This window comes from Pseudochrobactrum mosebachae (assembly GCF_048914685.1).
Taxonomy (GTDB): domain Bacteria; phylum Pseudomonadota; class Alphaproteobacteria; order Rhizobiales; family Rhizobiaceae; genus Pseudochrobactrum.
On record NZ_CP128408.1, the window covers coordinates 2,796,308 to 2,816,271 of the forward strand.

Consider the following 19,964-nt stretch of genomic DNA (forward strand, 5'->3'; position numbering starts at 1 on the left):
TTTAAAGTGAAATACGCATAATGTGATCACCAAAGGCAGACAGCTTTTTTGTGAAATTTGTGCTTTATGCACTGTATGTTTTTGAATTGATGAGGAAACCCCATGCTGGATTGGGAAAAAATATTCGCTACACGGTCTTCGCGTATGCGTGCATCTGAAATTCGTGAATTGTTGAAACTGCTTGAACGTCCGGATATTATTTCTTTTGCAGGTGGTATTCCTGATCCGGCGCTGTTTCCGGCAGAGGAATTCAAATCAGCTTACGCAGATATTTTCACATCCGGCCAATCCGATTCAGCACTGCAATATTCAGTGAGTGAAGGCTATAAGCCGCTGCGTGAATGGCTGCAGGGCGAAATGGCTAAAATCGGCGTGCCTTGTACCGCTGAAAATATCTTCATCACCTCCGGTTCGCAGCAGGCGCTGGATTATATCGGCAAGCTGTTTCTGTCGCCAAATGATACGGCGCTGGTAGTTCGTCCGACCTATCTTGGAGCTTTGCAGGCGTTTAACGCTTATGAGCCGACCTATGACACTTTGCAGCCAAACGGCAACCGCACGCCTGCATCTTATGATGAAGCGGCCAAGGCTGCCGGCGGTGACGTTAAATTTGCTTATTTCTCTGCCGATTTCAGCAACCCGACCGGTGAAACAATTGATCGCGAAGGTCGTGAAAAGCTGATTGATCTTGGCGATGAAATGGATATCGCGCTGATTGAAGATGCGGCCTATCAGTATCTGCGCTATGACGGCGAACATATACCGCCGGTTCTGGCTTTGGAAATTGAGCGTAAAGGCTCGATTGAAGACACCCGCACAATTTATTGCGGCTCTTTCTCCAAAACTCTGGCCCCGGGGCTGCGCGTTGGTTATGTAGTTGGTAATGCCACTGTTATTCGCAAATTGGTGCTGCTCAAGCAGGCTGCTGATCTGCACTCCTCAACCATCAATCAGATTGTTGTGCACACAGTGGCTTCCAATGGGTTTGATGCCCAGCTCAACAAGATTAAGGCTGTTTATTCACATCGCCGCAATAAAATGCTGGAAGCGCTGGATAAATATATGCCGAAATCAGCTACATGGACCAAGCCTGAGGGTGGCATGTTCATTTGGGTGACTTTGCCTGATTATATGAATGGTGCAGATTTGCTGGCAGCAGCCATTGCGACTGAAAAAGTTGCTTTTGTGCCGGGTAAGGCTTTCCATGCTGATGGCAGCGGTACCAACACTTTGCGTCTGGCATATTCCTGTGCCAATGACGAAATGATTGAACAGGGTATTCAGCGCCTGGGCAATCTGATCCGTGCGCATGAAAAATAAGCACATGCTATGAGATGCAAGAAGCCGGAGCAGTGCTCCGGCTTTTTGCTATTTAGTAATAGACAGGTAAATTCAATTTGGATTTTTTGAGCAATCCTGTAGCTTGAACGCATTGTCATACAATAGGATCTGAGTCCTCCAATATGTGAGGCGCGGGTTTTGTTTTGTCGGGGAACTCCATGAATATTATAAGAAAATACACACTGGCTCTGGCTTGTGCATCAACGCTTGGTCTGGTTGTAGGCGCTGCGGGGGCGTATGCTGCAACGCCGGCCAATACGCTGGTTATTGCGATTGCGATGGATGATGTGATTTCGCTTGATCCTGCGGAGATTTTTGAGATCACAACGTCAGAAATTCTGACCAATACCTATGAGCGCCTGATTACAACCGATCCGGCCGATCCGACAAAAATCATTCCGCAGGTTGCTGAAAGCTGGGTGATTTCGGATGATGGCAAGACCATTACTTTCAAGGTTAAGCAGGGGCTGAAATTTGCCTCCGGTAATCCGCTGACAGCGCAAGATGTGGTTTATTCTCTGCACCGTGCGATCAAGATGGATCTCAGCCCTGCATTTATCATCAGCCAGTTTGGTCTGAACAAAGACAATGTGGATAAACTGATCACCGCACCGGATGATAATACGGTGGTGTTCTCTACGGAAGAAACTTTCGCACCGAGCTTTGTTCTCAATGCGCTGTCTTCCAGTGTTGCTTCTATTGTTGATCGCAAACTGGTTGAAGAGCACGCGCTTAAAGTTGAAAAAACGGAAGCCATGCCGTTCGAAACAGACTTCGGCTATGACTGGCTGAAGCGCAATTATGCCGGCTCCGGTGCGTATGTCTTGCGTGAATGGCGCCCGAATGAAGTGCTTCTTCTCGATCGTAATGACAATTTCAGCGGTGCTAAGCCGGGCGTGGAGCGGGCGATTTATCGCCATGTTAAAGAAAGCGTGTCGCAGCGTTTGCTCTTGCAGGCCGGTGATATTGACGTTGCCCGTAATCTCGAGCCGGGTGATATTGCGGAATTCGCCAAAAACAGCGATTTTAATGTTTTAAGCGCTCCGAAGGGGCGGACATTTTATCTGACCGCAAATCAGAATGTTGCCAACCTTGCCAAACTTGAAGTGCGGCAGGCGATGAAATATCTTGTCGATTATGACGCTATTGAAAATACGCTGATCAAAGGTATTGGTCGCACACATCAGTCATTCCTGCCGCTGGGTATGTTTGGTGCGATTGGTGACAAGCCGTTTACGCTTGATGTGGAAAAGGCCAAAAAAATGCTGGCAGATGCAGGCTTGCAAGACGGTTTCAGCATTACGCTTGATGTGCGTAACACCCAGCCCAATGTTGGTATTGCTGAGAGCATTCAGCAGACTTTTGGTAAGGCCGGTATTAAAGTTGAGTTGTTGCAGGGTGACGGCAAGCTGACGACCACAAAAGTGCGCGCCCGCAAGCATGAGCTGTCACTGGGTATCTGGGGGCCTGATTACTGGGATCCGCATACCAATGCTTCGACCTTCTCCTATAATCCGGATAATGGCGATGATGTTGGCATGAAAACCACTGCATGGCGCAGCACGTGGGATATGCCTGAAATGTCACGAGAAACCATGGCTGCTGCCAAGGAAACCGATACCGCCAAGCGTGAGCAAATGTATCACAAAATCCAGAAGGATTTTCAGGAAACCAGCCCGTTCGTGATGCTCTATCAGCAGATCGAAACCGCGGTAGCTGCCAAGAATGTTCATAATTTTAATATGGTTGCCGATGCCAATTATATTACGGATGTGACTAAGGATTAATCCTTACGACAGACCCCGCTCTGAGCGGGGTTTGTTTTTAATAGGGTGAGTTGCAGCTCTGGCGACCACCTGTAAACGGCTGGTAGCTGTTATCCGATGCCCGGTAAGATCGGTACTGATTGCTGCACCAATAGGTGTGGTTGTTATTATTGGCATTGATATTTTCTGTATTGCCATCTGCACCGGAGATCGGACGTGTGCGTTTGCGCTTCACTACAGGGTCACCGTTTTTATACTGCATCACGCCTTGCTCTGAGTAATATGAACCGCTTTCTTTGCAACGTGTCGAGCCGTAGCAATTGCGCGATCCCGGATCAGCTTTGTTGCCGCCGGTAATGCCGCCAATCGTTAACATGCCTTTAGGCGAAAGTGGCTGAAGACCGCCGCCGCCAATGCTGCTGCCGCGTATATCCATTGTGCCTTTGATGTCACCGGCCTGTGCTGAGGCGAGGGCGAACAGGCTTGCAAGTGCAAATACTATGCTCAGGATGAAGCGAGGCATAATTATTCCAATCGGGTCGGTGGGCGGGTTCTTCTGCTAGAGCATTTCACTATCAAGTTGAATCAACTTGATAGATATGACAATGCGAAAAAGCTAAAGTCTAGAGCGAGAACTGCGATCCAACCTGAACGTTACCCGCTCTAGCGTAAGTCTATATTGCTCTAATATAGTGCTTAAACCCAGATGATTGAAGGGGATAGGCTGTTTTATTGAAAATTTGAATCAGCTGATACAGGCGATTGCAATTCAACCGTCAGGCTTTAGGTTAAACTATGCGTTTGATTTGCATCGGCTTCAGCGAAGCCGTGTTGCCCCTTTTCCTTCAACCGGATTGATTGCCTGATGATGCCTGTAGCAGCCCAAGACATGCCAGAACAACAAGCAGTCAGATTTACACTGGCGACATTCAATATTGAGAACCTGATGCGGCGGTTTGATTTTAGCGGCTACCGTAATGAAGGCAGGCAAGACCGCTCGCTGCAATTGTTTGAAATCGATAGTGAGGCGCAATACCGGCAATTGGAGCAAGCGCGGATGGTCGCGCATACGGATGATACCCGCCAGCTATCGGCGCTTTCTATTGCGCAGGCGCGGGCTGATATTCTGTGCCTGCAGGAGGTTGATGATCTGGCGGCGCTTAATGCGTTTGAATATGGTTACTTGTTCAAAATGGTCGGCCAGGGCTACAAGCATAAATATCTGATTGACGGTAATGACAGCCGGGGCATTGATGTGAGCGTGATGATGCGCGATCTGAGCGTCAGTGGCCACACGATCGAGCTGGTGAAGCTCGAAAGCCATGCTCATCTGACCTATCAGGATTTAGGGATTTACGATCCGGTTTTGGCGCAGAATGGTATTGAGGCGAATGAAAAGATATTTAAGCGTGATTGTCTGGCGCTTGATCTGCTGATCGGCGGGCGTCCTCTCACGGTATTTGTGACGCATTTTAAATCCATGGGTGGTGCGCGCTACGGACAGGATCCCCGACTGGCAACTTTGCCGGTGCGGACTGCTGAGGCTAAAGCTGTACGTATGATTGTTGAACGAAAATTCGGTGCGGCGGCAGCTGAGGCCTCATGGCTGATTTGCGGTGATCTGAATGATTATTATGAAAAAATTGCAATCAGCGGCGATCAGTGGGACGGCTATAATTTTACGCCGGTACAGGAGCCGGACAATTGTCTGAAAGTATTTTTACAAGGTGATTTTGCGGTTAATCTTGTGGAGCGGCGACCGGAGCTCGATCGCTGGACGCTTTATCACACACGCGGCCCTGAGGAGCGCCATCTGTGCCAGCTCGATTATATTCTGGCATCACCGGCACTGGCGCAGCGTAACCCGCAATCTGTTCCGCAGATTATCCGCAACGGGCAACCGTATCGTACTGTATTTCCTGAGGGGCAGGAAGTCGCACGCTTTCCACGCACGGGCTGGGACAGGCCAAAAGCCAGCGATCATTGTCCTGTTACTGTTACACTGACGCTTTAAATACTTGCGGCAAAGTGAAATATGCGCGTAACCGGAGCTGACTTATGCAAGCTATTGAGCGAAATAAAGTCTACCCTTTAAGTGAGATCAGCGTGCGTGTGACTGCTGGTGAGCCTGATTATGTACAGCATAACAAGCAGGCTATTGATGATAATTGGCAGCATGAATTGGCAGCCAACCCGACGCTTTATGATGGTGAAATCTATTTGGCATCACAGGCCAGCCTGATAGATGGTGTGCTGCAAAGTAATTATCAGCGCACCAGTTTTCGCAGTCTGCTCTATTGGCGCAAAGATTTAAGCCCTGACAAACCGTTTCATATTTTTGGCAGTGGTGTCATTGTCTCCTCCGATAACCGGCTGTTACTCGGCCAGATGGGTGCGCATAATGCCGTAGGCGGTAAAATCTATTTTCCTGCCGGGTCAAATGATGATCAGGATATTGTGGACGGACAGGTTGATTTCGAAAGGAATGCCAGACGCGAAGTGCTGGAAGAAACCGGCATTGATCTTTATGAGTCTGAACGCTGCAGCGGTTATTATCTGGTGCAGAGTGAGTGCAGTCTGGCATTGTTTCGCTGCTACAACTTTGCTCAAACCGGCGATGCATTGTTGGCGCAGGCGGAGCAGTTTATTACCTCGCAAATTCAGCCGGAATTATCCCATGTTCTGATGATCGGGCAAGGCCATCAGCTTGATACACGCAGCCCTGCGCATATACATGCTTTCACTCAATGGTATTTTGCGTAATAGTAGCGATCATTACAGCAATGATTGTACTGATTTGCTGCCGTGTAAAAAGCAAATCATGAATCATTATAATGTTTTAACAGATAGTGTGAACTTGTTGATTCAAGAGCTGTACTAACTGGCATGATGCAGAGCAACAGGTATAGGTTTTTAAGGGGCGGTAGAATGAGCTGTGATACAATGCAGGGGCGCTTCTACGAAATCTATGATGTGTTTACAGATAAGCCATTGGCCGGAAATCCGCTGGCAATTGTGCATGATTCAGAAGGGCTGGATGATGCGACAATGCAGGCAATAGCCCGTGAGTTTAATCTTTCAGAAACAGTATTTGTTGCCCCGCCGCAAAACCCTGTGCATATGGCTTCCATCCGTATTTTTACACCGGATTATGAACTGGATTTTGCTGGTCATCCCACAGTGGGAACGGCGGTTGCGCTGGCATTTAAAAACTGCAATGGCGCATGCCCGCAGACTGATCAAATTATGATATTGGAAGAAAAAGTCGGGCCTGTACGTATTGCTGTACACTGCAACAGCGCTAACCAGAGCGGCACTGGAAGTGCTTCCGCTTTTGCCGAGTTTGATTTGCCGCGCCTGCCGGAGCGTTTGGATATTACAATTGAGAAAGAGACTGTGGCAGCAGCTCTGCGGTTGAATACCCATGAAATCGGGTTTGAAAATCACGTGCCATCGGTGTGGAGCGGCGGCAAGCCTTATATATTTGTGCCGGTGAAGAATATGATTGCTGCTGCCAAAGTGGTGGTGGATCCGGTTTTTGTGGAAGACCACATCCAGATGGTCAACGGGCGGTCGATGTCTTTTTACATTTACACCCGTGAGACGCGGTTTTTTGAGAGCAATTATCATGCGCGGATGTTTACATCCGGTAAGCATGTTTATGAGGATCCTGCTACCGGATCCGCTGTGGCAGCATTTGCAGGGGCGATACACGAATTTGATAGTTCCGCTGAAGGGCTAACACAGTTGTGGATTGAGCAGGGTATACAAATGGGCCGCCCCTCACGCATCAGTCTGGAGCTGGATGTGACTGCAAAGAAACTCACGGGCGCACGCATTGGCGGCAGCGCGATTAAAGTTGCACAAGGCTATTTGCAGATTTAGTAATGCTGGCTTCATCTGTTTTTAAATGTACAAAATTTAGATTTATAATCTCTGATTTTAAATATATGTTTAAATATATGTACTGATAATTTTTAAGTTGACTTCATTTTTGAAACCAAATGATAATGTCCTGATCAGTTAAATTCATAAACTTGGAATATATACCTTGAAACGCGTGTTTTTTATTATTGCGGCTGTCATGGCCGGATTGTTTATGTCCGCTCAGGCCTATTCACAACAAAACACCTCTGAAAACCTCAAGGTCGGCGTATATGTCAGCCCGCCTTTTGTAATCAAAAAAGACAATGACTTTTCAGGTATGGCCGTTGAGTTGTGGAATGATGTTTCGCAACGTCTTGGCAAAAAGACTGATTTTGTAGAGTTTAAAACATATTCAGATTTGATCAGTGCGGTTGCTAGCAGCGACGTTGATGCTGGTGTAACAAATCTTACGGTAACGGAAAACAGGGCTAAGCTGGTTGATTTTACGCATCCGTGGTTTGATGCCGGTTTGCGGGTGATGATCCATAGTGAGGCCGGCAGTACTTTCTCGGATATAGTGTCCGGGCTTTCGAGCGCAGGGCATCTGGCGACCTATGCATGGATTGCCTTTGTTATTGTGCTTTCCACAATCATATTAACGCTGTTCGACCGGCGGTTTGATGGCAATTTTCCAAGCCGGTGGCGTGAAGGGTTTGCTGAAAGTTTCTATCATATTATGTCGATAGCAACATCAGGTAAAACCACACGTAAAAATCTTTTCGGCTGGATCGGGCGGATCTGGCAAGCCTTCTGGATGGTATGTGGTATTGCAATTATCGCTTATGTTACCTCATCTGTAACCAGCGTGATGACGGTGACGCATATTAACCGAAAAATTGAAAATGTGGCTGACCTGCAGGATAAATCGGTTGCTGTGCGCGTAGGAAGTGTTGCTGAATCCTATTTGCAGGCGCGATCTATTGCTACGGTTCCTTTTAACCATCTCTCAGACGCCGTTGATGCATTGATCAATGATGAGGTTTCAGCTGTTGTTGCTGATGCACCTGTCCTTGAATATTATGTCCATACCAATCCGAAAGCGCCGTTGGAAGTCGTTGGTAATGTCTTTAGCCCTGATAAATACGGCTTTGCATTTCCACCGCAAAGCTCTCTGGTTAAGCCGGCAACCGTTGCAATTATCAGTGCGCACGAAAATGAAAGTCTGGCGAGGCTTAAAAATAAATATTTCGGATATCAACCATAAAATAGGGCTGTTATCAAAGGGTTACTGGCTAGTGCAGCAATATAAAATAATTTTCAAGTAACTATGTAAGTATTTTATATAATAATTATTTAGTTTAATATTATATTAACCATAATCATAAGATATTGCTCCCAAAGTAACGTATTGGGAGATGCCTTACCATGCAGCCGACTAAATTTCGAAATATACTGTCTTTTCTCCGACGCGGAGGGCGCGTTACCAAGTGGAAAGGCGTGGTTGCAAGTATGGCGCCGTTAATCCTTGCTACGGGTATTGTCCCGGCTTTCTCTGCGCCAGAAATCATTGACGGCGAAACTGTTACAATACCCGGTACCCATCCCTCTCCGTGGGGCGATCCGAGTATGTCGTTAATTGTTGGCAATACCAGTGTGGGGACACTGAATATTGACAGCGGCGGTACTGTGTCTACTTATCGCGTTGATATTGGTAAAGAAGTTAATTCAGAAGGCACGGTCAATATAACCGGTGCTAATGCTATTTTAAAAACTTACTTCCAAATTCATGTCGGGGCTGGTGGGAACGGCACCATGACTGTGACAGATGGCGGACATATCGATGGCGAAAACGGTATTGTGCTTGGCATCAATGGCGGCAAAGGCGATATGATCGTCAACTCAGCTACGGTTAGTGTTATAAGCTCTACTATGGGAGAGTTTAAAGGATCCGTTGGCACACTCGGTGTGAGTGGTAAAAACAGTCATTATAAAGTTGATAATATTTTTAATATTGGCATTAACTCAGGCAGTGCAACCGTTAATGTTGGCGCTGACGGACTTATCAGTGTGGGGAATGCCAGTTATATCGGCTTGTATAGCGGTAACGGTGTGGTCAATGTTGCCGGAGAAAATGCCCGCTGGGAAGGTGATCTGTTAAGCCTCGGCTATGGTAAACGCGATACTGTTTTTGACCCTGAATCCTTTGGTACCTTGAATATCGGTGCAGGTGGATCTGTTGTTCTCACAAATGATCTGAATAACGGGGTTAACGGTGTGGGCGTCATAACAGTTGCCGGAAAAGGGGCTGTACTGGATGTCGCGAAAGATATTTCACTTGGTATGAGCTCTAAATATGCATCGCCTTCTGATGGTTATGGCGAGGGTAGCCTTATCATTTCTGACGGTGGTAAAGTTACCACTGCACAGAAGGTTCTTGTTGGTGTTGCTGATAAGGGAAAGGGGACTTTAGTTATTGGTTCCCTGCCGGCCGATGCTGCAAAAGCACCGGGTACACTTGAGGCAGCAGCTGTCGAATTCGGTGCCGGTGAGGGGCGTCTGGTATTTAATCATACAGACACAACCGGTAAATATATATTTGCTTCACCGGTATCGGGCACAGGTGCTGTCGATCATATGTCGGGCACAACATTACTGTCTGGGCAAAACACTTATGACGGGCCGACAGTTATCTCCGGTGGGACTTTGACTGGCGGAGCCGCTAACAGCTTTAGCCCTAATTCTGATTATACTCTTGCAGCTAAGGGCGCACTGAATGCGGGCGACTTTGATCAAACCTTACTAAGCCTGACCAATGAAGGCACAGTAAGCTTTGGAACCAAGGGTGGTACGCAGCTGGTTGTCAGCAATAATTATACCGGTAAGGGCGGCGCGTTGAATATCAACACCGTTCTCGGCGATGATAGTTCTGTGACTGACAGGTTGATTGTTAATAAGGACACCTCCGGAACCACGAATGTTCAGGTCACCAATATTGGTGGTACAGGCGCGCAAACGGTTGAAGGCATTAAAATTATTGATGTAGCAGGCAAATCGGACGGTACTTTTACGCTGTTAGGTGATTATGAAACCAAGCAAGGTGAACAAGCCATTGTTGCCGGAGCTTATGCCTATAAATTACGCAAAAATGGTGTCTCAACCCCCACAGATGGTAACTGGTATTTAAGTTCATCTTTAGTGCCGGTTGATCCTGAACCACCGCTGCCACCAGAACCACCATTGCCGCCTGAGCCGCCACTGCCGCCTGAGCCTGAATATCAGGCAGGTGCCGCAGTCTATGAAGCCTATCCTCAGGCACTGCTCGGGCTGAATGGCGTGTCGACATTGCGTCAGCGTGTTGGCAACCGCATCTGGTCCGGTGCTGGTAACAAGGTCATTTCTCAGGGCGCAGATGCGATCGGAACGCCTTTTGCCGCCACGGAAGAGGCAGGGCAGCTTGCCAAGGGTAATGGTGTTTGGGGTCGCATTGAGGGAGCGCATAATCACTTTGAACAGCGCTACTCAAGCACCGGCACTGATTACAATCAGAATATTCTGAAACTACAGGCCGGGATTGACGGTGTTCTGGGAGCTGCGGAGAGTGGTAATCTGCTCGGAGGGGTTACGGTTCATTATCTTCACGGTAAGACCAAAACCAACTCTGCCAATTATGATGACGGTGAAATTTCAACCGACGGTTATGGTGTTGGCGGCAATCTGACCTGGTATGGCGATAATGGCTTTTACGCAGACGGTCAGGCGCAGCTTACATGGTATAAAAGCGATCTGACAACCAGTGCTAAAGGTGCACCGGTGTTGGAGGATGGTAATAAAGGCCTCGGTTATACACTGTCACTTGAAACAGGTAAGCGTATTGACCTGAACCCTGCATGGTCGGTAACGCCGCAGGCACAGCTGGTCTATTCGCATGTTGATTTTGATGATTTTACCGATGGGTTTGGCTCTGCAGTTAGTCTTGACAGGGGTGAAAGCCTGCAGGGTCGGTTGGGAGCAACATTGGATCACCAGTCTTCATGGCAAAATGCTGCGGGTCTAACAAATCGTGCCAATGTCTATGGTCTTGCTAATATGTATTACGAGTTCATGGAGGGTACGCGGGTTGATTTGTCTGGTGTGAGCTTAGCCAGTAGACAAGACCGTGTTTGGGGTGGTGTTGGATTAGGTGGCAGCTATAACTGGGATAATGATAAATATTCCCTTTATGGTGAAGGCAGCCTGAATACCAGCCTGAACAATTTCGGCGACAGTTATACTGTTAAGGGAAATATCGGTCTGCGTGTTAAGTGGTAGGTTATGTCAGAATAAAAAAGCCCTGAAGAAATTCGGGGCTTTTTTTGTTTACCAGCCTTGTCGGCCATACCAGGTATCAACATCAGTCTTTACGTGCTTTTTTCGGTCCTGCAGCGTCCGCTGAAACTCCAAGCGTCCCGCTTTCTGCAAGTCATTGCAGCTTTCGCTTTTCCGCAAAATCACTAAATACTGCAGTGAGAAAAACGACTGTAATAGGACTATAAAAAAGATAAAACTGTAAACTGATTGTAAATTGTAGAGATTTGTTTTTTGGGGGGATACCACTAAGCTATTGAAAAGCTTGGTGGGTGCGACAGGGATCGAACCTGTGACCCGCTGATTAAGAGTCAGCTGCTCTACCAACTGAGCTACGCACCCACTCGACTGCTTTAAAGTGCAGCAAGTGAGCGGTTCTATAAAGTGGTGCTGCAGCTCTGTCTAGTCATGAAATTATTTTTTTAGAAAAAATGTGTGTTTATCTCAGGTTACCAGCTTACATGCTGATAGTCTGTTTGTTGTATTGAGCCTTATGACACGTCCTTGAGAAAGGCCGGATCTTTAAAAATACCTTTTATCATGGGTAAACAAGGTGTGGCTCAGCCAGCTTTTTGGTGTCCTCTTTTTTATTAAAAGAAAATTTAGCTGTGCCCGATGATCTGGCTTGATGTGAAGGGGAGAGTGACACATATAAGAGGCGGGCGCTGCACGCATATGAGTATGCTATTTCATGCTGCTCATTCGTTGTTTTTAATGTTTAATGCTGTGAGATAGTATCTACGCGCGTAGATCGGCATTTGTGCAATAAATATATCAGAATCTATTGTAGCTGAGGGGATCTTCTGTCATCAGAGTTTTCTTTTTGTGCCATAATTAGGTTTTAAAAAATTCGCATAGTGTCCGTAATGGTATTGGTTAGTTTAATGACAGGCCGTATTTATCTGTTACAAGCATGCAAGCGAAGCAGGTAAAGGGATTTTCCCAAGTGCTTTGTATGATCTGAGGGTTCAATGGACGGCTTTATCGGCGATCTCGGGAATTTTATTTCGGCTAATCAGGTCTGGGCGGGACCTATTGTCGGATTGATCGCATTCGGGGAATCATTGGCTGTTATTGGCATGTTGATTCCGGCGACACCTATTATGCTTGCTATTGGCGGATTGGTCGGTGCAGGAATTATTGATCCGATACCGGTTATGATCGGTGCCGTTATCGGTGCTGTAATTGGCGATATAATCTCGTATTTTCTGGGTTGGTGGCTTGGTCGACGTGTTATTCACCAATGGCCATTGAATAAATATCGTCAGCATATTGCGCAGGCACGGTTGTTGTTTCGTAAATATGGCTTTGCAGCGGTGTTCTTTGGTCGTTTCTTCGGACCTGTGCGGTGTACTGTGCCTTTGGTCGCGGGCATGATGTCTATGGATCAAAAGCGCTTTCAGACGGCGAATATATTATCAGCTTTGGTCTGGGCTCCGGTTATGATTTTGCCGGGTTGGCTTGCAGGACGCGGTGCAGGAATTTTCTCCCGTCTTGAAGGTTCAGACTGGGTTTGGATGGCTGTTGGACTGACCGTTCTTGCAACTATTGTCAGTGTTGTCGGGGTGCGGTTTATGCGTGCTCGCCCTAAACACGAGCGCAGACGCGGGCGCGATAAGAACAAAGTCTCGGTTACGCCAGCTGAATAAAATGTACTACAGCGAGTTCTGCTTGCTCATACAGCGATTAAAATTCATTGCTTGTCAGGCTGTTTGGAAAATATCTTTACGAATAACTTGATTAGCTCTGTGTTTAGACCCATTATAAATACAGAATTGAGTTTTATCTTTTGTTTCGGGTCGCTGAGTGCCAAAAACAAAGGCGACAAAGTTCTGAAATTTATTGCGTATTATCATCTGTATAGGTGTGATAAATACGTAATATTTCTTAAATCGCGCTAATGCGCCTAACCTGGGTCTTTTGAAACTCTTATGCCGGAAGATAACTCTGACGATTCGTCTATTCCGGATTGTTGCCGCTCCAAGCAGGTAGCAATCCGAAAAAAATATTTGTGGCACTATGACTATCAGCGCAGCTGGCTCCGGAGCAATCTCTGCAGCTTTGGCACAGAGCTGAATTTTAACACTGTGCAGCTTTCCCGTTTTATAGAAATTGCGAATGCAAAAAGCGCAGATTTTTGCATGGTTTTGTTGCGCCTGTTACCTACCTTAGAGGTGCGGTTAAATCGTTCTCGGACTCTGAAGTTGTTCGAAGTTTTTTATGTTCTGCGCGATGATCTCAATAATACACAACATCGTTTCTTAAGCTTGCTCGGTTGCCTGCAGTTTTTATATGCAGCCAGCGGGCTTGATCATTTGAAACCATATGCTGGTTTAAAACTTGTGCGTGCATACAGCTCACAACAGCTGTGCCACCGTTTCCTGCAACAGAAATTCTAGGATACGACAACCCATGGAATGGATTGCCGACCCCAATGCCTGGATTGGCTTGGTTACACTGATTATTCTTGAGATTGTTCTTGGTATCGACAATCTTGTGTTTATTTCAATTCTTGCCGGTAAATTACCGCCGAGCCAGCGTAATAAAGCGCGCTTGGTTGGTCTTTCGCTAGCGCTGATTATGCGACTTGCTTTGCTGGCTTCGATTTCGTGGATTGTAACACTTACACAGCCACTGTTTACAGTTTTCACACTCGACTTTTCAGGGCGCGATATCATCATGATCTTTGGTGGTGTTTTCTTGCTGGCCAAGGGCACCATGGAGCTGCACGAGCGTCTTGAGGGCGACAATGTCGTTAAAGAAGGTAATCCGGTTCATGCGGTCTTCTGGCAGGTTATCGCCCAGATCGTGGTGCTGGATGCCGTGTTCTCGCTTGATAGTGTGGTAACCGCTGTTGGCATGGTAAAACACCTGCCGGTGATGATGATTGCTGTGGTGATTGCCATGGCGGTGATGATGATTGCCTCCAAACCACTGATGGCCTTTGTTAACAAGCATCCGACAGTGGTTATCCTATGTCTCGGCTTCCTGATGATGATTGGTTTCAGTCTGGTTATCGAAGGTTTTGGTTATCATGTACCAAAGGGCTATCTCTATGCTGCTATCGGTTTCTCGATCCTGATCGAGGCTGCCAACCAAATTGGTCGTCATAATCGTGAAAAGCGGGTTACGACCAATGATCTTCGCGAGCGCACTGCCGGTGCGGTGTTGCGCTTGCTTGGTGGCGCACGTGGTAGCGACACTGCCTTGTCTGAAACGGTCGATGTTATTGCAGAGCACACGGCTGCTGCGGATGTATTCCGCCCTGAAGAGAAGGAAATGATCCGCGGCGTGCTTGATCTTGCAGAGCGTCCGGTGCGCTCGATCATGACGCCACGTAACGAGGTTGAATGGCTTGATCTGGATGCGAGTGAAGAAGAGCTGCGTAACGAGTTACGCCAGTTCGGGCATTCACGCGTTATTCTTGCACGCGGGCAGGTGGATGAGTTTGTCGGTGTGGCACTGACAAAGGATCTGCTGCTCTATCTGGCGGATTCCAAGCCGATTGAGTGGCAAAAAGCCATGAAACAGCCGATTGTGGTGCATGAGCACAGCAATGTGCTGCGGGTGATGGAGCAGCTGCGCGGCTCTTCTGTACAGATGGCGGTGATTGTTGATGAGCACGGATCATTTGAAGGCGTTGCAACGCCAACGGATATTCTTGAAGCGATTGCCGGTGAGTTTCCGGATGATGAAGATGACACACCAAGTGTTGAGGCGCTGGAAAACGGCGTGTGGATTGTTGACGGTTTCACCGATATCCGGCGTTTGAGCGGCGTGCTCGATTGCGATCTGGTGGATGAAGACGACCGCTATACAACACTGGCTGGTTTTGTCCTCTGGCATCTCGGGCATATTCCTGTTGGCGGCGAAACATTTACAGCTGAAGGTTTCGAGTTTGAGGTGCTGACTATGGAGCGGCGCAATATTGCCAAGGTAAAAATTACTGCCTTACCTGCCTATGATATTTAATGCGTTCACCTTTTGAGTGATCACATTAAACCTTACAAGCAATACAAACCCGCGTCTTTCAAGGCGCGGGTTTTGCCATTAATATGACTTTGTTCACATATTCGTTTGTGATTGTTCATTGATCCAGAGAATAAGTTTGCTTGCAGTTCAGGCTGAACAGACTAGATACAAGTGTAATTGCGGAAAAACAGTCCGCTTCGTTTTCATCTCACCGGTTTTGATTGAGCAGGGTTATTTGTAAGTCTGCTTTAAACGTTTTCAAAGGAATGCCCGTGCCTAAGCTGTATACGATTATTTGTGCTACACGTACTGCCCGTCATGGCGACAAATTTGCTAAGTGGTTTAACGATTTCGCCGCTGCAAACTCCGAGTTTGATGCAGAGCTGATTGATCTGGCTGAAGTGAAATTGCCGTTCTTTGATGAAACCAATCATCCGCGTGCGCAGAAATATGAGCACGACCATTCCAAAAAATGGAGCAAGCTTATCGCTGCCGGTGATGCTTTTGTCTTTGTTATCCCTGAATATAATTATGCGCCGCCAGCCGAGTTTTTCAATGCAGTTAACTTTTTGAGTCTTGAGTGGAATTATAAGCCAGCCGCTATTTTGAGCTATGGCGGGGTTTCCGGTGGTTTGCGTTCAGCACAGGTTGCGCGCTCGCATTTGTCTACCTTGCGTATGGTTGCACTGCCGGAAGGTATTCCGCTGCCGAACTATCCGCAGTTTCTCAATGATGATGGTGAATTTGTTGCCACAGATATGATTGAAGCCAGTGCGAAAACGGTTCTGAGTGAGTTGAATGTCTGGCATTCAGGGTTGAAAACCATTCGTAATAAGTAAGGCAATTGGGTTCAATGAGAGGGCCGCTGTGTTACACAGCGGCTTTTTTGATTTATATAGTAATAATTTTATATTAAATAGCATAATTTGTATTTTTGTATTTTTTAATTTAAAGTATACGCGTAATTTTATTTTTTATTGAAAGTTTTACTTATGAAGAAATTTTTTATTTTGATCGTTTATGCATTTGCCTTTTTTAATGGGGCAATAGCCAATTCTTGTTCGTTATCCAGTGATCCGGCTGCATGTCGCGCAGTCGATTGTAGTGATAAGCCTATTTTTCAAAGAGCGATGTGCCATATTGGCTGGATCGCAAGCACACATAATGCTGATCAAAAATAGGATATAAGCCATGTGGTACCAATCCTGCGTGATGCCGGATTGGTACCAAACGATTTATATTTTAAAGCAGGCTGTTCCTGAGCTTTTAAAAACGGCTCTGGGTTGCGCGTTGCACAGAAACCATATTGCTGCAAACAACATATTGATAGAACGATATTGCGTATAATTTTTATGTGGCTATCACAGATTTCTATTTTTGATACCATTAGTAAATTATCTATTTAAATCAAATGTTTAGAGTTGATTTCGTTGTTTATCCGCTTAATCTTGGCGCCTATAAATAACTTTAATATCTTTGTGATGATACAAAGATACAGGCGGCGGGTATCATATGAAAAAGCTTTTATTGACGGCTGGGCTCGTGCTCGGGCTTGGATATTCACTGAGCGCAGCACAGGCGGATGAGCCGAAAGAAATTCTGAATGTGTCTTATGACATTGCCCGTGAGCTCTATGAGCAGATTAATGCGGCCTTCATTCCGGTATGGAAGGAAAAGAGCGGCAATACGATTGCTGTTAATCAGTCGCATGCGGGGTCTTCCAAGCAGGCACGCTCTATTCTCGAAGGTCTTGAAGCTGATATTGTAACCTTCAATCAGGTGACTGATGTGCAGGTTTTGCATGATAAAGGCAATATGATCCCTGCCGACTGGCAGGGCCGTCTGGCGAATAATTCTTCACCATATTATTCGCTGCCAGCTTTTCTGGTGCGTGCGGGCAATCCTAAGCAAATAAAAAACTGGGATGATCTGGTACGTGATGATGTGCAGGTGATTTTTCCTAATCCTAAGACCTCCGGCAATGCGCGCTATACTTATCTGGCAGCAACCGCTTATGCCCGTGAGGCTTTCAATAAGGATGATGCCAAGACCCGTGAATTTATCAGTAAATTATTCAAAAATGTCCCGGTATTTGATACTGGAGGGCGGGGTGCAACCACAACCTTTACCGAGCGCGGTATCGGGGATGTTCTGGTGACTTTTGAGGCTGAAGTGCTTGGCACGCAGAAGCTGCTTGGTGCGGATAAATATGAAGTTGTGGTGCCACCGATCAGCCTGCTGTCAGAGTTTCCGGTCACAATCGTTGATAAGGTTGTCGACAAGCGCGGTTCGCGCCAAATTGCACAGGCCTATCTGGACTTTCTTTATGCCCCTGAAGGTCAGGAAATTCTGGCCGCTAATTTCAATCGTGTGCATGACGTAGCAACGATTGAAAAGCACAAAGCTAATTTTCCTGATGTAAAGCTGGTGCGTGTTGAGGATGAATTTGGTGGCTGGGCGAATGTTACCAAAGAGCATTTCGCGGAAGGCGGCATTCTGGATCAGCTGTTTACTGCCAAATAAAGCCGAGATCACTCATCTAGAGCGGGTAACGATCAGGTTGGAGCACAGCGCTCGCTCTAGAGCATTTCGTAGTCCAATGGAATCATTGGGAGGCCACGATAATGCGTAAAAACAATAACTTAGAGCGGATTACATGATCCAGTTTAAACGTAAACCGCTCTAGATTCTAGTTTTATCGCATTGTCATAGCTATCAGGCTGATTCAACTTGATAGTGAAATGCTCTAGAGCGTTTTCATTTTTTATTGAAACAAGAAAACCGGTCTATCTGTTTGTTTAAACGCAGTTTCTGATCAAAAACCGGTTCCCGCTTTTCCTGAAACTGCTCTATCACCGGCACACCCTGAACGATGTGCCGGTTTGTTGTTATCGTGAAAAATGTGCAGAGCAGAGCCGGTTATGAAATCATCGATATTTAAAGTCAGAAAAACTGTGATGCCGGGGTTTGGTATCACTCTGGGCTGTACACTGCTCTATCTGACTGTGATCGTGGCACTGCCGCTTTTTGCTTTGATTATGAAAAGCGCGAGCCTCGGCTTTGCAGATTTTTGGGCGATTATCAGTTCACCGCGCGCATTGGCAACTTACAGGCTGACTTTGCTGACCTCGGCTGCTGCTACTGTGTTCAATGCGGTGTTTGGTTTGCTGCTGGCATGGGTGCTGGTGCGGTATGAGTTTCCGGGCAAGCGTCTGCTTGATGCTGCGGTGGATTTGCCTTTTGCATTGCCCACTGCGGTGGCCGGTTTGGCACTGGTCACTGTTCTGTCGCGCAATGGCTGGATTGGCCAATATATTGAACCGCTGGGCTGGAAGGCTGCCTATACGCCTGTGGGCATTGCCATTGCGATGGCTTTTACCAGTATTCCGTTTGTTATCCGCACGGTACAGCCGGTGCTGGAAGATCTGTCGCATGATGTTGAGGAGGCGGCTGAAACGCTGGGTGCCAGCCCTGTGCAGGTGTTTATCCATGTGATCTGGCCGATGATCCTGCCAGCCTTTCTGGCGGGCTGTGCTTTATCTTTTGCACGCGGTCTTGGCGAGTTTGGTGCTATTGTTTTTATCTCCGGCAATTTACCGTTTAAAACCGAGGTGACATCTTTGTTGGTTTTCATCCGGTTGGATGAATATGACTATCCGGCAGCAGCTGCATTGGCGATGGTGATGTTGTTGATGGCCTTTGCGATGTTACTGATGACCAATCTCATTCAGGCGCGGCAGTTGCGTTATGCGGAGCGTGGCTAATATGGCATTGTTTTCTTCTGCTTCGCTTAGCCATAAGCCGGTTTCACCCTCCGTTAGTAACCATATCGCACCGCAACTCCGGCGCCGCCTTTGGGCCCGCTATATGCTGATTGCTATAGCCATGCTGTTATCGCTGGTCGTACTTGGTATTCCGCTTGCAGTGATTTTTTCTGTTGCTTTCGGGCAGGGCGCGTGGCGCTTTTGGGCAGAGATTACCAGGCCAGATACCATGCATGCGCTTTGGCTCACGGTTTTAACCGCTGTGGTTGTGGTGCCGGTTAATATGGCTTTCGGTGTATGTGTGGCGTGGCTGGTGACACGGTTCCGCTTTCCGGGGCGGCGGTTGCTGATCAGCTTTATTGAAATCCCGTTTTCGGTCTCTCCGATCATTGCCGGTACGGCCTATTTGTTTCTATACGGTGCGCAGGGACTGCTCGGGCCGCTGCTTGAAAATTATGATGTCAAAGTGATGTTTACAGTGCCGGCGATTTTTCTGGTCAGTCTGTTTGTGACCAGCCCGTTTGTGGCACGTGAACTTATTCCGCTGATGGAAATGCAGGGTGGCGAGGATGAAGAGGCGGCGCTATCTTTGGGTGCCAGCGGTTTGCAGACATTTTTCTATGTGACATTGCCGAATATTAAATGGGCACTGCTCTATGGGGCTGTGTTGTGTAATGCCCGTGTGATGGGCGAATATGGCGCTACCTCCATTGTTTCCGGTGCTATTCGCGGTAAAACCAATACGCTGCCATTGCAGGTTGATCTGCTGTTTCAGGATCAGAATGCAGTGGGTGCCTTTGCAGCTGCATCTACGCTGGCTGTACTGGCATTGTTAACGCTGGTGCTGAAAGTATGGCTGGAACGCAAACAGGTGGATTAAAAAAGCCACCTCTGATTTTGAATCAGAAAT

15 protein-coding genes and 1 tRNA gene are annotated in these 19,964 nt (G+C 47.1%); 14 read left to right on the forward strand and 2 right to left on the reverse strand.

The window, feature by feature from the left end; all coding sequences use genetic code 11:
- The first annotated feature begins 102 nt into the window (after window positions 1-102).
- Together MP213Fo_RS12675 and MP213Fo_RS12680 are read left to right on the forward strand one after the other, a co-directional pair.
- Window positions 103-1,320, forward strand: a complete 1,218-nt coding sequence (locus tag MP213Fo_RS12675; protein WP_421089341.1) for a PLP-dependent aminotransferase family protein — start codon at window positions 103-105, stop codon at window positions 1,318-1,320.
- 179 nt (window positions 1,321-1,499) lie between these two features.
- On the forward strand, window positions 1,500-3,128 hold the full coding sequence (locus MP213Fo_RS12680; protein ID WP_421089342.1) for an ABC transporter substrate-binding protein: 1,629 nt from the start codon (window positions 1,500-1,502) through the stop codon (window positions 3,126-3,128).
- Between the two features lie 37 nt (window positions 3,129-3,165).
- On the opposite strand, the gene MP213Fo_RS12685 is transcribed toward MP213Fo_RS12680, so the two are convergent.
- Complete coding sequence (locus MP213Fo_RS12685) at window positions 3,166-3,630, reverse strand: BA14K family protein (RefSeq protein ID WP_421089343.1); 465 nt, start codon at window positions 3,628-3,630, stop codon at window positions 3,166-3,168.
- Between the two features lie 366 nt (window positions 3,631-3,996).
- Between MP213Fo_RS12685 and MP213Fo_RS12690 the strand changes: the two genes are divergently transcribed.
- From MP213Fo_RS12690 to MP213Fo_RS12710, 5 genes are all read left to right on the forward strand, one after another.
- Window positions 3,997-5,121 (forward strand): endonuclease/exonuclease/phosphatase family protein, encoded by a 1,125-nt coding sequence (locus MP213Fo_RS12690; RefSeq protein WP_421089344.1) that lies wholly within the window; start codon window positions 3,997-3,999, stop codon window positions 5,119-5,121.
- A gap of 44 nt (window positions 5,122-5,165) precedes the next feature.
- Window positions 5,166-5,870, forward strand: a complete 705-nt coding sequence (locus tag MP213Fo_RS12695; RefSeq protein WP_421089345.1) for an NUDIX hydrolase — start codon at window positions 5,166-5,168, stop codon at window positions 5,868-5,870.
- A gap of 165 nt (window positions 5,871-6,035) precedes the next feature.
- A complete protein-coding gene (locus MP213Fo_RS12700) occupies window positions 6,036-6,992 on the forward strand; it encodes a PhzF family phenazine biosynthesis protein (protein WP_421089346.1) in 957 nt (318 codons plus the stop codon).
- Window positions 6,993-7,206: 214 nt separating this feature from the next.
- A complete protein-coding gene (locus MP213Fo_RS12705; protein WP_421089347.1) occupies window positions 7,207-8,238 on the forward strand; it encodes a transporter substrate-binding domain-containing protein in 1,032 nt (343 codons plus the stop codon).
- 245 nt (window positions 8,239-8,483) lie between these two features.
- The gene (locus tag MP213Fo_RS12710; protein ID WP_421089348.1) at window positions 8,484-11,282 is read left to right on the forward strand and encodes an autotransporter outer membrane beta-barrel domain-containing protein; all 2,799 of its coding nucleotides are present in this window, start codon (window positions 8,484-8,486) and stop codon (window positions 11,280-11,282) included.
- 302 nt (window positions 11,283-11,584) lie between these two features.
- Here the strand turns inward: MP213Fo_RS12710 and MP213Fo_RS12715 are convergent.
- Window positions 11,585-11,660: transfer RNA gene (locus tag MP213Fo_RS12715), tRNA-Lys, on the reverse strand.
- A gap of 629 nt (window positions 11,661-12,289) precedes the next feature.
- Between MP213Fo_RS12715 and MP213Fo_RS12720 the strand changes: the two genes are divergently transcribed.
- The 7 genes from MP213Fo_RS12720 (at window position 12,290) to cysW (ending at window position 19,934) form a co-directional block, all read left to right on the forward strand.
- Window positions 12,290-12,967 carry a DedA family protein gene (locus tag MP213Fo_RS12720; protein WP_421089349.1) on the forward strand — a complete coding sequence of 226 codons (678 nt, stop codon included), beginning with the start codon at window positions 12,290-12,292 and terminating at the stop codon, window positions 12,965-12,967.
- A 282-nt stretch (window positions 12,968-13,249) separates the two neighbouring features.
- The gene (locus tag MP213Fo_RS12725; protein WP_421089350.1) at window positions 13,250-13,717 is read left to right on the forward strand and encodes a hypothetical protein; all 468 of its coding nucleotides are present in this window, start codon (window positions 13,250-13,252) and stop codon (window positions 13,715-13,717) included.
- 13 nt (window positions 13,718-13,730) lie between these two features.
- The gene (locus tag MP213Fo_RS12730) at window positions 13,731-15,290 is read left to right on the forward strand and encodes a TerC family protein (protein ID WP_421089351.1); all 1,560 of its coding nucleotides are present in this window, start codon (window positions 13,731-13,733) and stop codon (window positions 15,288-15,290) included.
- Between the two features lie 272 nt (window positions 15,291-15,562).
- Window positions 15,563-16,129 carry an NADPH-dependent FMN reductase gene (locus tag MP213Fo_RS12735; protein WP_421089352.1) on the forward strand — a complete coding sequence of 189 codons (567 nt, stop codon included), beginning with the start codon at window positions 15,563-15,565 and terminating at the stop codon, window positions 16,127-16,129.
- 673 nt (window positions 16,130-16,802) lie between these two features.
- Complete coding sequence (gene cysP / locus MP213Fo_RS12740; protein ID WP_421089353.1) at window positions 16,803-17,813, forward strand: thiosulfate ABC transporter substrate-binding protein CysP; 1,011 nt, start codon at window positions 16,803-16,805, stop codon at window positions 17,811-17,813.
- Between the two features lie 398 nt (window positions 17,814-18,211).
- Entirely contained in the window at window positions 18,212-19,054 is an 843-nt protein-coding gene (cysT, locus tag MP213Fo_RS12745; RefSeq protein WP_421089354.1) for a sulfate ABC transporter permease subunit CysT, read from the forward strand.
- A gap of 103 nt (window positions 19,055-19,157) precedes the next feature.
- Window positions 19,158-19,934, forward strand: a complete 777-nt coding sequence (cysW, locus tag MP213Fo_RS12750; protein ID WP_421091143.1) for a sulfate ABC transporter permease subunit CysW — start codon at window positions 19,158-19,160, stop codon at window positions 19,932-19,934.
- Window positions 19,935-19,964 lie beyond the last annotated feature (30 nt).

Bases quoted from the DNA above. Each gene is read 5' to 3' on its own strand.
- cysW (WP_421091143.1), top strand. From the start codon at position 19,158: ATGCTGATTGCTATAGCCATGCTGTTATCGCTGGTCGTACTTGGTATT.
- MP213Fo_RS12710 (WP_421089348.1), top strand. From the start codon at position 8,484: ATGGCGCCGTTAATCCTTGCTACGGGTATTGTCCCGGCTTTCTCTGCG.
- MP213Fo_RS12705 (WP_421089347.1), top strand. From the start codon at position 7,207: ATGTCCGCTCAGGCCTATTCACAACAAAACACCTCTGAAAACCTCAAG.
- MP213Fo_RS12675 (WP_421089341.1), top strand. From the start codon at position 103: ATGCTGGATTGGGAAAAAATATTCGCTACACGGTCTTCGCGTATGCGT.
- cysT (WP_421089354.1), top strand. From the start codon at position 18,212: ATGAAATCATCGATATTTAAAGTCAGAAAAACTGTGATGCCGGGGTTT.
- MP213Fo_RS12700 (WP_421089346.1), top strand. From the start codon at position 6,036: ATGAGCTGTGATACAATGCAGGGGCGCTTCTACGAAATCTATGATGTG.
- MP213Fo_RS12725 (WP_421089350.1), top strand. From the start codon at position 13,250: ATGCCGGAAGATAACTCTGACGATTCGTCTATTCCGGATTGTTGCCGC.
- MP213Fo_RS12685 (WP_421089343.1), bottom strand. From the start codon at position 3,630: ATGCCTCGCTTCATCCTGAGCATAGTATTTGCACTTGCAAGCCTGTTC.
- cysP (WP_421089353.1), top strand. From the start codon at position 16,803: ATGAAAAAGCTTTTATTGACGGCTGGGCTCGTGCTCGGGCTTGGATAT.
- MP213Fo_RS12720 (WP_421089349.1), top strand. From the start codon at position 12,290: ATGGACGGCTTTATCGGCGATCTCGGGAATTTTATTTCGGCTAATCAG.
- MP213Fo_RS12730 (WP_421089351.1), top strand. From the start codon at position 13,731: ATGGAATGGATTGCCGACCCCAATGCCTGGATTGGCTTGGTTACACTG.
- MP213Fo_RS12690 (WP_421089344.1), top strand. From the start codon at position 3,997: ATGCCAGAACAACAAGCAGTCAGATTTACACTGGCGACATTCAATATT.
- MP213Fo_RS12695 (WP_421089345.1), top strand. From the start codon at position 5,166: ATGCAAGCTATTGAGCGAAATAAAGTCTACCCTTTAAGTGAGATCAGC.
- MP213Fo_RS12680 (WP_421089342.1), top strand. From the start codon at position 1,500: ATGAATATTATAAGAAAATACACACTGGCTCTGGCTTGTGCATCAACG.